The sequence below is a fragment of the Rheinheimera sp. genome (assembly GCF_036568245.1).
In the GTDB taxonomy this organism is placed as follows: domain Bacteria; phylum Pseudomonadota; class Gammaproteobacteria; order Enterobacterales; family Alteromonadaceae; genus Alishewanella.
Map to the genome: position 1 here is coordinate 1 of NZ_DATCSY010000304.1, position 12,571 is coordinate 12,571.

At 51.6% G+C, this 12,571-nt stretch carries 15 protein-coding genes; 8 read left to right on the forward strand and 7 right to left on the reverse strand.

Annotated elements, in window-relative coordinates; translation table 11 throughout:
* The coding region (locus VIN66_RS13685; protein WP_331924496.1) for an NAD(P)H-hydrate dehydratase at positions 1-639 on the forward strand (639 nt) is incomplete at its 5' end.
* 3 nt (positions 640-642) lie between these two features.
* The gene (locus VIN66_RS13690; protein ID WP_331924497.1) at positions 643-1,095 is read left to right on the forward strand and encodes a YaiI/YqxD family protein; all 453 of its coding nucleotides are present in this window, start codon (positions 643-645) and stop codon (positions 1,093-1,095) included.
* Here VIN66_RS13690 and VIN66_RS13695 read toward each other — a convergent pair.
* Together VIN66_RS13695 and VIN66_RS13700 are read right to left on the reverse strand one after the other, a co-directional pair.
* Positions 1,085-2,725, reverse strand: coding sequence for a methyl-accepting chemotaxis protein (locus VIN66_RS13695; protein WP_331924498.1), 1,641 nt, complete (start codon positions 2,723-2,725; stop codon positions 1,085-1,087). The two genes, VIN66_RS13690 and VIN66_RS13695, sit on opposite strands and share 11 nt — an antisense overlap.
* 205 nt (positions 2,726-2,930) lie before the next feature.
* On the reverse strand, positions 2,931-3,842 hold the full coding sequence (locus VIN66_RS13700) for a pseudouridine synthase (protein ID WP_331924499.1): 912 nt from the start codon (positions 3,840-3,842) through the stop codon (positions 2,931-2,933).
* Positions 3,843-3,930: 88 nt separating this feature from the next.
* Here VIN66_RS13700 and VIN66_RS13705 point away from each other — a divergent pair, with 88 nt between their 5' ends.
* Both VIN66_RS13705 and hxpB read left to right on the forward strand, forming a co-directional pair.
* Positions 3,931-4,620 (forward strand): tRNA-uridine aminocarboxypropyltransferase, encoded by a 690-nt coding sequence (locus VIN66_RS13705; protein WP_331924500.1) that lies wholly within the window; start codon positions 3,931-3,933, stop codon positions 4,618-4,620.
* A gap of 26 nt (positions 4,621-4,646) precedes the next feature.
* Positions 4,647-5,330, forward strand: a complete 684-nt coding sequence (gene hxpB / locus VIN66_RS13710) for a hexitol phosphatase HxpB (protein ID WP_331924501.1) — start codon at positions 4,647-4,649, stop codon at positions 5,328-5,330.
* Here the strand turns inward: hxpB and VIN66_RS13715 are convergent.
* Together VIN66_RS13715 and VIN66_RS13720 are read right to left on the reverse strand one after the other, a co-directional pair.
* Positions 5,282-6,064, reverse strand: coding sequence for an alpha/beta hydrolase (locus VIN66_RS13715; RefSeq protein ID WP_331924502.1), 783 nt, complete (start codon positions 6,062-6,064; stop codon positions 5,282-5,284). The two genes, hxpB and VIN66_RS13715, sit on opposite strands and share 49 nt — an antisense overlap.
* Positions 6,065-6,082: 18 nt before the next feature.
* Positions 6,083-7,096 carry a M14 family zinc carboxypeptidase gene (locus VIN66_RS13720; RefSeq protein ID WP_331924503.1) on the reverse strand — a complete coding sequence of 338 codons (1,014 nt, stop codon included), beginning with the start codon at positions 7,094-7,096 and terminating at the stop codon, positions 6,083-6,085.
* A gap of 181 nt (positions 7,097-7,277) precedes the next feature.
* Between VIN66_RS13720 and VIN66_RS13725 the strand changes: the two genes are divergently transcribed.
* The 4 genes from VIN66_RS13725 (at position 7,278) to VIN66_RS13740 (ending at position 10,631) form a co-directional block, all read left to right on the forward strand.
* Complete coding sequence (locus tag VIN66_RS13725) at positions 7,278-8,327, forward strand: sensor histidine kinase (protein WP_331924504.1); 1,050 nt, start codon at positions 7,278-7,280, stop codon at positions 8,325-8,327.
* A complete protein-coding gene (locus VIN66_RS13730; protein WP_331924505.1) occupies positions 8,327-9,421 on the forward strand; it encodes a sensor histidine kinase in 1,095 nt (364 codons plus the stop codon). Before VIN66_RS13725 ends, VIN66_RS13730 begins: the two co-directional genes overlap by 1 nt.
* On the forward strand, positions 9,408-10,142 hold the full coding sequence (locus tag VIN66_RS13735; RefSeq protein WP_331924506.1) for a LytTR family DNA-binding domain-containing protein: 735 nt from the start codon (positions 9,408-9,410) through the stop codon (positions 10,140-10,142). The genes VIN66_RS13730 and VIN66_RS13735 overlap by 14 nt, the downstream gene beginning before the upstream one ends.
* Before the next feature lie 147 nt (positions 10,143-10,289).
* On the forward strand, positions 10,290-10,631 hold the full coding sequence (locus VIN66_RS13740) for a DUF3718 domain-containing protein (protein ID WP_331924507.1): 342 nt from the start codon (positions 10,290-10,292) through the stop codon (positions 10,629-10,631).
* Positions 10,632-10,675: 44 nt separating this feature from the next.
* On the opposite strand, the gene kdsA is transcribed toward VIN66_RS13740, so the two are convergent.
* From kdsA to VIN66_RS13755, 3 genes are all read right to left on the reverse strand, one after another.
* Positions 10,676-11,524 (reverse strand): 3-deoxy-8-phosphooctulonate synthase, encoded by an 849-nt coding sequence (kdsA, locus tag VIN66_RS13745; protein ID WP_331924508.1) that lies wholly within the window; start codon positions 11,522-11,524, stop codon positions 10,676-10,678.
* A 42-nt stretch (positions 11,525-11,566) separates the two neighbouring features.
* A complete protein-coding gene (locus VIN66_RS13750; RefSeq protein WP_331924509.1) occupies positions 11,567-11,947 on the reverse strand; it encodes a SirB2 family protein in 381 nt (126 codons plus the stop codon).
* Positions 11,948-11,998: 51 nt separating this feature from the next.
* The coding region (locus VIN66_RS13755) for an HD-GYP domain-containing protein (RefSeq protein WP_331924510.1) at positions 11,999-12,571 on the reverse strand (573 nt) is incomplete at its 5' end.

Sequence of the window (12,571 nt, forward strand, 5' to 3'; positions counted from 1 at the left end):
ATCGGCGCCATGTTAAGCCGTCAGCCAGAGGTGATGGCAAACCACCAGCATTTCACCACTATGCTAGACCGCGCTACGGTAATTCTGGCCGGCCCGGGGCTTGGCCCTGACAGCTGGGGCAAGGCGCTGCTGGCACAACTACTGGTGTGTGACAAACCACAACTACTCGATGCCGATGCACTGAATTATCTGGCCACGCTTAGCACCGCAGAACAACAGCAGCTGCAGCATGACAACCGGGTGCTGACACCCCACCCGGGTGAGGCTGCGCGTTTACTCAACTGCCCCACAGCAGCGATTGAACACGACAGAATAGCGGCCGTACAACAGCTGCAACAACAGTTTGGTGGCACAGTATTATTAAAAGGCCAGCACAGCCTGATTGCCGGGCCGAAACAGCAACTGGCCAGGCTTAACTGTGGCAACCCAGGCATGGCAAGTGGCGGTATGGGCGACGTGCTGTCCGGCATTATTGCTGCCTTATTAGCCCAGGGCCTAAGCAGTTTTGACGCTGCCGCTGTGGGCGGCTGGCTGCATGGCAGCGCTGCAGACCAACTTAGCGCTGAACGGGGCGAGCGCGGCCTGCTGGCAACTGATATACTGTCGCCGCTGCAAAAACTGTTAAACGGAAAAGCCTGATAGATGAAAATATATGTCGATGCCGATGCCTGCCCGGTGGTGATCAAAGATATTATCTTTCGCGCCGCTGAGCGCAAACAAATCACCACGCTACTTGTGGCTAACCAGCTGATCCGGGTACCGCCATCGCGTTTTATTTCTGCCATCACCGTTGCCAGTGGCTTTGATGAAGCCGATAACGAAATCGTACGGCGCTGTGAAGCAGGTGATTTAGTCGTCACGGCTGATATTCCTCTGGCCGCTGATGTGTTGGCCAAAGGCGGTTTTGCCCTGAACCCGCGCGGCGAAATGTACAGCAACGACACCATCAAACAAAAGCTGACCATGCGCGACTTTATGGACACCCTACGCGGCAGCGGTGTGCAAACAGGCGGCCCGCCGCCACTTAACCAGAGCGACAGACAAGCCTTTGCCAATAAACTGGACACCTTACTGCAGAAGCATGCTACACCCTGAAGCGCCCAACCTGATTACTGACCGACTGCACTAGCTGTCGCACCCGCGATCCATCATTACCGGTTTCACGTGCAATATCAGACAGCTCATTTGCGTTCTGGCTGATACCATTAACTGTCTGATTAACGTGCTCCGCCACTGTTGATTGCTGCTCGGTTGCCGCTGCAATCTGTATGGCCATATCATTAATATTGGCGATACCGGCCACGATATGATCAAGATAGCCGCTGGCCGATTCAGCATGCTGTTCGGTTTGAGTCACCTGGCTTTTGGCATTATTCATTGCCGAGACAGCCTGACTTACACCATTTTGCAGCCGGCTAATCATATCGTGGATGTCTTTAGTTGATTGCTGCGTGCGTGACGCCAGCGTACGCACCTCATCGGCAACTACCGCAAAGCCCCTTCCGGCATCGCCAGCCCTTGCCGCTTCAATAGCAGCATTCAGAGCCAATAAATTGGTTTGTTCAGCGATACCGCCAATCACTTCAAGCACTGATACGATGTTACGGCTTTCGACTTCCAGATTGCTGATGGCTTGCACTACCTGCTCTATATCCCGTGCCAACACACTGATTTGTTGCATCGACTGACGAATGACTTTGCCTGAGCTGTCTGCGGCACTGTTGGCTTCTTCAGTCGCGCCACTGGTCAATGAAGCATTACTGGCTATTTCCTGCACGGCGTGCTGCATTTGATGAATGGCTGTCAGCACCTGTTCAATATGCGTGGTTTGCTCACCCGCTTTACTGCTGGTCAGTTCGGTTTTGACTGCAATATTGCTAGAAGCTTGCTCAAGATCTATCAATTGCTGTTGTACTTCACGCATCATGGCTTGCAGCGTACTGATAAAATCGTTGGTTCTGGCTGCGACATCGCCAATTTCGTTACTGCCGCTGACTGGCAGGCGACGGGTAAGATCGCCGCCAACACTGGCCAGCTCACTTACCATATTTTTTAACTGCGTTAGCGGTTTAACAATCAGGCTTGGGCTGAACACTATGGTCACAATAGCAATAGCGATGGCAATCAGCATCAGCAAAATAGTCAGTGTTTTTTGCTGGCTGACATAGGCGGACAACTCCTTGCCTAAAACGATAGCCCGGTTGTCGATGCGTTCACCAAGGCCGTTGTATTCATCCCGCAAAGTAGAAAAAGCAGCACTTTCGCTACCTTCAATTAAAGCACGGGCTTGCACGGCGTTGCCTTGCTGTGCATATTGCATTGCTTGCCTGGCCAGATTGAGCCAGTTATCAAACACTTTGCTAAATTCTGCATCGGCCATCACACTAACGTCGTGTTGGCGTACCAGCGCTGATGCTTTATTCATGCGATCCAGCGCCTGTTTCACATTGTCGTCGAAATCTTGCATCGCAGCGTCTACCTGACGCCCCTGCGAACTCAATAATACATATTCACGCATGGCAAGTTCAGCCTGATACAGATCGCGGTCTGCATTTAATACCGCTGTCGTTGCCGGTGTCAGATTATTAATAGCGATATCAGTTTGCGCAATCACGCCGTTGACCGTGACCAGGCTTTTAATACCTACCACGGCAATCAAAAGGGATAACAGGATAATAGGTAATGCAATTTGCAATTTAACAGACATGTTTTTCAGACTGGTCATAATCTATCTCACTCTAAGACAACGATTTAATCCAGAGAGTACTCAGACTCTGTAATCTTGTTAGCATAGTTGAGTTTTTTGTACTTGCCCGTTGCGCCGCCCTAATTTTGATTTTTAAAGAAAAATATTTATCTGCCATGTCGACTGCGGCACAGTATTGCATGGTAGAGCGGCGTTTATTCGCGGCTTGCAAACCGGAAAGTGCTTACGATACTGCCGCCGGTGGCAGCGCCAATTGCTGTTGGCTGGTAAAGGCCTGTGCCGAGTTCGTCACCGGGTCGATAAAACTCAAGGTTTTGGCGAGTAACTGTAAAGGTTTGTCAAACTGCGGCGGACGCTTTGGCAGCAGTACCGGGTAGTAATTATCATGCAAAATTGGCATTCCCAGGCTAAGCATATGTAAACGCAACTGATGAGTTTTACCACTATGCGGAATCAGTTCAAACAGACCCAGACCGTCAGCATGCTGCTGCAGGCTGATATCCGACATTGCATTCACCTCTCCCGGCACTATCGCATTAATAAAAGCGGGCTGGCTTTTTTCAATACGGTTGGCAATATGCCAATTTACCGGCAGTGCGGCATTGCGGAGCGCAGGGGTTAAACGGGCCACGGCCTGATAGCTTTTGCTGATGTTGCCCTGACTAAACAGCTGATAATAAGCAGGCCGGCTTTTGGCATTGACCGAAAACAGCACCAAACCAGCGGTATCGCGATCCAGCCGGTGCACCGGTACTATGTCGTCCAGCGCGGTATCGCGCTTTAACCGCGCTAGCAGGCACTCGTTAACGTACTCCCCACCCGGTGTTACCGGCAGAAAATGTGGCTTGTCCGCCAGCAAGATATGCTGATCCTGGTACAAAATACGGTGCTCGAACGGGATCACCGGCTCGGCAACCACTTCGCGGTAGTAACACAGCCTTTTGCTGGCCATAAAGGGAGTATCGACCGTGATGGCGGCGCCGTTAAACCAGTGCACTTTGCCCTTGGCGATACGGTCGCGCCAAAGCGCCTCGCAAACAAACGGAAACTGCAGACACAAAAACTGCAGTACGGTAGCGCAGCCTTTGTTGTCCGCTGGCAGGGTAATTTCTGAGGCCTGACGGGCAATAGACACGATGTATCCTATGGCAAAAATCAGCGCGCAGTGTAGCATAAAAGCCGTTACAATAGCGGCCCACAACAACCTGGCTGTGATGAAGTAAATGCCACATATTAATGCTGTTCTTAGGCTGCGCGAAGCTGAGCTGGCAAAATCCACCCGGGTGTTTTTAGCCCGCGGCAGCAAAGTGAAACGTTGCGACCGGTGTTTACTGCCCAAAACAGATTGTATCTGCGCTGCCCGGCCCGATGTTGTAAGCAAAAGTGCTTTTTGTTTTATCATGTACACCGGTGAATGCTATAAACCCAGTAATACCGGCCGCATTATTGCGGATGTCATCGCTGACAATCATGCCTATGTCTGGGACAGAACCCGGCCTGATCCGGCCATGCTGGCATTATTAGCCGACGATAACTATGCACCTGTAGTGGTGTTTCCGCAGCAATATGCAGAGGCCGAGCGCTGCATTGACAGCCCGCTGGCACTACCGGCCGTGCAGCAGGGTAAAACACCGCTGTTTGTGATGCTGGATGGCACCTGGCGCGAAGCGAAAAAAATGTTTAAAAGCCCTTATCTGGCGACATTGCCGGTGCTGGGCATACAACCCGAGCAGGCATCAAACTATGCACTGCGCGAAGCGGCGCATTTGCATCAGCTATGTACGGCAGAAGTGGCAATAGAAATACTTAAACTGGCCGAAGATGACGCGGCTGCCACAGCGTTGCAACAATATTTTGCTACTTTTCGCAGTGCCTACATTGCCGGTAAACCACATTTGAGCCTGACAGACTAATCAGGCCAAACGCTAACGGGAGCATTATGATCCAGGCAGTTATTTTTGATATGGACGGTGTGCTGATTGACTCAGAACCGATGTGGCAACAAGCTGAGCTTGATGTATTCAGCAGCCTTGGCGTAACAATTTGTCCCAAGCGCCAGCAACAAACTGTTGGTATGACAACCAAGCTGGTCACCGCACACTGGTATCAGCAATCACCGTGGTCGTCTATGTCATTAGACGAAGCAGAACAAGCAGTGTTACAGCAGGTGGCAACACAAATTGAAGCCTCTGGCGTACCGAAAAAAGGCTTGTTGCGTTTACTCGATCACCTGCGTCAAGCAGCGTTACCGGTAGGCCTGGCCACCAATTCGCCCGGTTTTTTAATGGATACCACGCTGCAAAAATTACAGATCCGGCCCTATTTCAACACCTGCTGCAGCGTTGAAATGGTCACTAAAGGCAAACCGGCACCGGATATTTATCTGCTGGCGGCGAAGAATCTGGGTGTGGCACCAGAGCACTGTCTGGTATTTGAAGACTCTTTTACCGGCATGACTGCCGCCAAAGCCGCCGGTATGAAAGTCGTTGCCTTGCCGGCTGAACATGACTGGCACCATAGCAAGTTTGATGCTGCCGATATGAAACTGCGCTGCCTGAGCGAGCTTGATTTTACTCAGTTAAACCTGCGCTCTGCGCTGTCAAATGAGCGCAGCTGCTGCTGATAACGCTGCACCAGCCACGGCGCATCATCCAGCGGTAAGTCATGCCCGGCCCACGGATGCTGTATATGGTGCGCCTGCCAGTGGCGGGCCAAATCGACACTGCATTGTGGGCTGACCAGGCGATCCTGAACACTGCTGACAAACAGTAACGGGCATTGCGGTTTCGCCGTTATCTCAAAGCGGCTGGCGGCCCAGAGCTGGCGCAGCGCATTAGTGCTACTGACCGGACACAGCTGTTGCCAACGTAGCCAATCAGACAAAACAACTGAATGCTTAGCTGTGTTATTGCTGGTGAGTGCCAGGATCATCTGCTCGCGCTGCACCGCGCTGACAAACAGGCTGCGCACTATACGCGGATAATTGCGCCAGTTCAGCCGCCGGTAAAATGGCGACAACGGCCTGGCACTGCTGTTAATCAAGGTAAGGGATGCCACCTCTTGCGGATAGCTAAGTGCCCAGTCCAGCGCCAACATGCCGCCAAGCGAAATCGCCAGCAGGTGCACCCTGCCACTGAATTGCGGTTCAACCAGCAGTTGCTGACGCGCCGACTGGCGCAGTGCGCTGATATGACACGGCGAGCGCTGCTGAAAAAGCTCACCGCAACCGGCAAAATCCAGACTAAGAACCGGGTTGGGTAATGCCGCCTGCAGCAGCGGTTTAAACTCGCCCCAATGGCGCTGCTCGCGCATTAAGCCGCGGATCAACAGCACCGGCGTGGTATCAACAGTGTGCATCGTTGCGACCTTCTGTATTTAGTACCACAGCGCTTTTGCCTCGGCTGACAGCGCATCGGCATTGGCCAGCGGTAACCAGTTCTGATAGGACATAGTGCTGTTAATCAAAAAATTAATCAGGATCAAATGGCTGCGCAGCACCCGTTTTACCCGGTGTGGTTTAACCGGATGAAACATGCCAAGCGACGACAACAACTGAAACGGGTTCTTACGCACCCAGTTCCACGACCCCATCTCCAGCGTCAACGGCAACATAGTGCTGTGTTGCGCCTGAGCTAAATCGTACAGGTAGTCCCATAAATCACCATGACACAGATAATGCTGCGACTGCGGCTCAAAAATGTAGTTCTGGTGCGGATAGCTTTGAAATAACAGCTGCCGCAAGCGGTACATTTCGGCCAGATGTGCTATCGGTTGCCGCTTGCTTTTCGCATAAGGAAACCATAACCGGTCAGTGGTGCCAAAGCCGGAATGACAATCCAGCACCAGCGAAAACGGCCGTTCAAACAGTGCACGCCGGATAAAGTCTACCAGCGCCTGACTTTCGGCTTCCATACGCTCTGCATTACCGCGATGCCACGGAATCGCCCTGCTGATGCGCTGCCCACCCACCAGCCAGGCTGCACCTTCAGTACAGTCTACCGGGGCATTGCGCATTAAATCGACGCTGTTGCCGTTGGCACGCCAGCCATTGGCCATGCCGGCAGGGTTTAGCAGCGGGATAAAGTAAATACAGCAATGTTCTAACGTATGCTGCAGACATAAATCCCACGGCAAGCGATTCAGCAAGGTTTGCAGATAAGCCAGCACCACCTGAGTGCCAATACGTTCCAGACCGTGCACCCCACCGACCAGCACCACCGCGGGTAGCGTTTTATCCTGCTTACCCAATGTCAGCGCATACACCGGTAGCTTCTCTGTCATGTGCGGCACCTTCGTCAGCACCTGTGTGTGCAACTGCGCCGGCGCCTGTGCAATCATCTGCTGCAACTGCAACAACTCTGGCAGCATAGTGTCAGTTTCGCTATACAACAGTTGTGCCCCCGGTAATGAAGTTTATATGACAGCATACCCGACGCGCCCGGCACAAAAATGGCAGTTTTATGAAGATTAAAACGGCTTTGCCCCGGATTTTCATCCGGTTATCCAGCGCTTAGCGCAAAAACACCGCTATCGCTTATACTGAACCTCAGTTTATCCACCGGTGCCTGTTATGCCGTTTATCAGCCTGAGTAAATTATTGCGTTTCAATTTGTATTACTGGTGCGCTATTTTCGGCCTGGGTTTACTCAGTTCCTGGCAGAACGCACTGATACATGTCAAAGAATTCGAATGGCGCTACCTGCCGACCATGCTGGCCAGCGAGATGGTGGCAATGCTACTCACTGCAATGGTCGTGGTATGGTCTTACCGGCGTATCCAACAGCAGTTTTTTGCGAACTGGCAACTGCTTGCCGGTGTGGCGCTGGTTGCGCTGATTTATATCCCGGCTGAAAACGCCTTCTGGATGGTACTGTGGGATAAAGACATTATTGATATGCGTATGCTGATCGGCAACCTGGATACCTCAGTGCTGGCGTTTTTTGTCTGGGCCGCCTGTTACCTAACGGTACTGATTAATCAGCAACAGCTGGCCCGCGAGGCAGAAACCAGCCAGTTGAGCCAGAAGATCCAGCAGCTTGAGTTACAGGCCTTAAGCCATCAGTTGAACCCGCACTTTACCTTTAATGCGTTAAATTCAGTCTGTGCACTACTGGAAGCAGAGCGCTACGATGATGCCGAAACCATGTCAGAACAACTGGCCACCTTTTTGCGATACTCGCTGAGTAAATCACCGGATAGCCTGGTGCAACTGGCCGATGAACTATCAGCCATCAATGCTTACCTGCAGCTGCAGAAAACCCGCTTTGGCGACAAACTGAAAGTAAACTGGCAGATTGACGAGTCATTAAAACAGCAGCGGATCCCTGCACTGCTGCTGCAGCCTCTGGTGGAAAATGCGATTAAATACGCCGTCGCCACCCGCCAGCAAGGTGCCACTATTACTATCGGCGGTACACGCCGGCAAAACAGCCTGCACCTGCAGGTCTCTGACGATGGCCCGGGTTCAGCGCTTACAGCACCGGCGCAAAGCTCAGGTGTTGGCCTGGACAATATCCGCAACCGCCTGTTGCAGCACTTTGGCGCCAGCGCCCGGCTGGATGTTGGGGCTACACCACATGGCTTTACCGTAGATATCAGCTTACCCTGGCAGAGTGCCTGATGACAGCAGCCTGTTCTTCTCCAGCCAAATCTGCCAGCCGGCTAAGTAACTTCTGGTACTGGCACACCTTGTTCTGGCTCAGCTATCTGCTGGTGAAATTTATTCATCTGGCGGTGCTGGTGCCGCTGCAAAATGAGGCAGCCTGGCCTTATTTGTGGATTTACAGCCTGGTGACGCTGATACATTTTACCGTGACCGGTGTGCTTGGTCAGCATGAATTGCAGCAGCCGCGGCCGTTTCGGCAACAGCTGCGCCGCTTACTGGCTGTGCTATTACCATTATGGATACTGATGGTTGTGCTGCGGCAAAGTCTGATTATGGCTTATGCATCAGATGCAGCGGCGGATGTCAGTTCCCCGTTTAAATACCTGTTGGCATTTTCGTTGATCCTGCTGCCGCTTGCCGGCTGGCTGGCGGTATTTATGCTGATAAAAAGTAACCAGCTATATTACAGCGGCTTTTTAAAGCAGCAGGAACTGGCACGGCAGGCAAGGCAAGCCCGGCTGAAAGTGCTGCGCTATCAGCTTAATCCACATTTTATGTTTAACACCTTAAATGCACTGAACGCGCTTATTGTACAGCGCAGTGGTCTGGCGGCTGAGCAACTGATTGAGTACTTATCAACTTACCTGCGCCATTCCCTGAAGAACCAGCATGACAACCTTATTCCACTGCAGCAGGAACTGGATGCGTTATCGGCTTACATGGCTATTCAGCAAATTCGCTTTGGCCAGCGGCTGAAATTAAACTGGCAGTTGCCAACCAAAGTACCGGCACTGAATTTCCCGCCGCTGTTGCTGCAACCGCTGGCAGAGAATGCTATTCAATATAGCGTGGCAGAAGTGGCTGGTGAGGTGCTGCTGCATATTGATGTCAGCGTTTCAGCTAACAAGTTGCAGATTACGATCGCTCAGGACGGTGCTACAGCACAGGGCGGCTGGCCTGATACTCAGCAACCGACAAACCTACTTAATCTGGCCGAGCGCTTGCAGCTATTGTTTGGTGACAAAGCGCACTTACTGCTAAGCCAGAGTGAAAACGGCTTTTACAGCCAGATCAGTTTACCGACGGAGGCCCTGGATGGCAGCGCTTAATGTAATTATCGCCGACGACGAACCTTTGGCTATCAGCAATTTAAAGGCGAAGCTGGCGGCATACCCCAACCTGGAGATCGTCGCCAGTTTTGACAACGGCGATGACACCCTGGCGTTTTTGCAAACAGCAACAGATATCGACTTGGTGTTTCTCGATATTCAGATGCCAGGTATTAAGGGGATTGAAATTTTAAAACAGGCAGGTAAAGCCTCGGCGATGACACCGCCACTGTTTATTCTGGTGACAGCTTATGAGCAGTTTGCGTTCTCAGCCTTTGAGCACTTCGCTTTTGATTATCTGCTCAAGCCGGTATCGCGCCAGCGTCTGGCACAAACGCTGCTCGATGCCAGAACAGCGCTGGACAAACAGCCTGTCACTGCCACACCCAGCCACAAGCTAACCTTTAAAACCGGCGCTTCGACCTTACTGCTGGATGACGTTGAGATTTTATTGATTGAAGCGGCAGGCAATTACATGTGTATTCATACGCTAAACGAAACGGTGGTGATCCGCGAAACAATGAAGGAGCTGCTGCAACGTCTGCCGGAGCAGTTTGTTCAGGTACACCGCTCTACTCTACTTAATCTGCACCATGTGCATAAAGTCCAGCCACACAACAACGATTATCAGTTTATTCTGACCAACGGCAAGCTGGTCAGTGCCTCAAGACGCTACAAAACGAACTGGACACAGTTGCTCAGCGCACTGCCGCAAAGCTGAACACACCGGTTATCCCTGCCCGGCGCCGCCTTATCACTTAGTAACATCGGCGCCACCACTTACCCCAACGTTGCGGTAACTGCCGCCAGTCGCTGCCAGAATATCGCTATGGCAAACGCCATATTTCCCACAGCAGAGGACAGCACAATGAAAACCGCAATTTTATTCGCAGTATCTCTGGCCAGCGCCAGTGTGGCAGTACCGGCAAGTGCCGGCGATTATCAGAAAGGTGGTTATATCTACAAAGCCCTGGTACAGGTTTGTAGCGAGACGGCTGAAGACGACCGCCTGGGGTTGAATAAAACGCTGAAATCTTACCGTATCAGTAAACAGGCAGCGGTAGAAAAAGTGGTTTGCAACGGCCAGACTCTGACAGACTTTGCCCGCGCCAACCAGGCGGTAAAAGTTACCGCTATGCTTCAGCCTTATGAAGACCGTATCAAAGGTAAGGTGACTATTCAGGATGTAGCTGCATCTGCGGCTAACTAACACGGTAAAGGGGACAGCAGCGATATGCTGTCCCGCCTTAACATTCAGTTCGCAGCGGTATCAAGCGGCGCAAAGCTTTTGACTAAATCATCTACTGCCTTCATCTGCAGCAAATAATCTTCCAGCTTGGCCAGTGGCAACGCACAGGGGCCATCACATTTGGCCTGATTAGGATCCGGATGCGCTTCGATAAACAACCCTGCCAACCCGAGCGCCATCCCCGAACGGGCCAGCTGCGCGGCCTGGGCACGGCGGCCATCAGCAGAGCTCTCCCGGCCACCCGGTTTTTGCAGCGCATGGGTAGCATCGAAGATCACCGGGCCATATTGTTTCATTTCATCCATGCCCAGCATATCAACAACCAGATTGTTATAGCCGAAGCAGCTGCCGCGCTCACACAGGATAACCTTATCGTTACCGGCTTCTTTAAACTTGGTAATAATATGCCGCATCTCATGCGGTGCCAGAAACTGTGGTTTTTTCACATTGATCACCGCGCCGGTTTTGGCCATGGCGACAACCAAATCAGTCTGGCGTGCCAAAAACGCCGGCAACTGGATCACATCAACCACTTCAGCAACCGGTGCAGCCTGATAAGGTTCATGCACATCCGTAATAAGCGGTACGTCGAAGGTCTGCTTAATTTCCTGAAAAATCTTCAGGCCTTCTTCCATACCCGGCCCACGGTAGGAATGCACCGACGAGCGGTTAGCTTTATCAAACGATGCTTTGAACACATAAGGGATGCCGAGCCTGGTTGTCACTTCTTTGTAGTGCTCGGCAATACGCATGGCTAAATCACGCGATTCCAGCACATTCATGCCGCCAAACAACACAAAGGGCAGATGGTTAGCCACCTGCGTGGTGCCAACCTGAATAATTTGCGCAGTCATAATGTATCTCAGTTAAATGGCAGGCAAATCGCCTGCAAAGTTTTATAAAGCGGTTAAAAATACCGCTTGTTTGGTAATAGCTACCCGCGCAGCCAGCCCCAGCCAACCCAAAGCCCCTAAAAAGCAGATCCAGCGGATAGCGGCGGTACGGCCTTTAAAGGCCATCACGCCCAGTGCAATATAAGCCAGTACAGCAATCAGCTTTTCTGTCAGCCAGGTATGCACAAACGGATACTGCTGTAACGTCAGCATCAGCATCACGGCACTGATTAATAACAGAGTATCAATTACATGCGGCGCAATTTTGAAAAACTTACGCTGCAGCAGCGCTGCCGGTTTCAAACTCATTGCATAGCGCAGCAGGAAAAAACTGATACTTAATGCCACCATTAACAGGTGAAAATGCTTATAAGCCATATACATAAACGCTGATCCTTCCATCTCAAAAAAACAGCCAGCATAAGCTGGCTGCGGTTATTCATCGCTGTCCGGGTATTTTTGCAGTATTGCCTCCAGTTTGTCGACCCGGCTTTTAAATATTTCTACCAGTTTTGGGTCGAACTGCTTACCGGACTCGGCCTCTATCAGTGCCATGACCTGCTCCAGCGGCCAGGCCGATTTATAGCAGCGCCGGTGACGCAGAGCATCATACACATCTGCCAGTGCCGCTATACGGCCGTAGATGTGGATATCTTCCGCTTTTTTCCCGGCCGGGTAGCCTGTTCCGTCCCATTTTTCATGATGGTCCTGCGCAATCACAGCACCAGCCTGAATAATCGGTCGTTTAGAGTCTTTGAGGATCTCATAACCTATACTGGCATGAGTTTTCATCACTTCCCATTCCTGGCCTTGCAATTTGGATGGCTTGTTCAAAATGCCATCCGGAATACCCACCTTACCAACATCATGTAAAGGTGCGGCAAACATCAGCCTTTCGGCATCTTCTTCCGATAAACCATAGGCTTTAGCCAGCTCGTAACAGATAAACGCCACGCGTTTTACATGGTTACCGGTTTCAACAGAACGGTGCTCTACGGCTTCACTCAA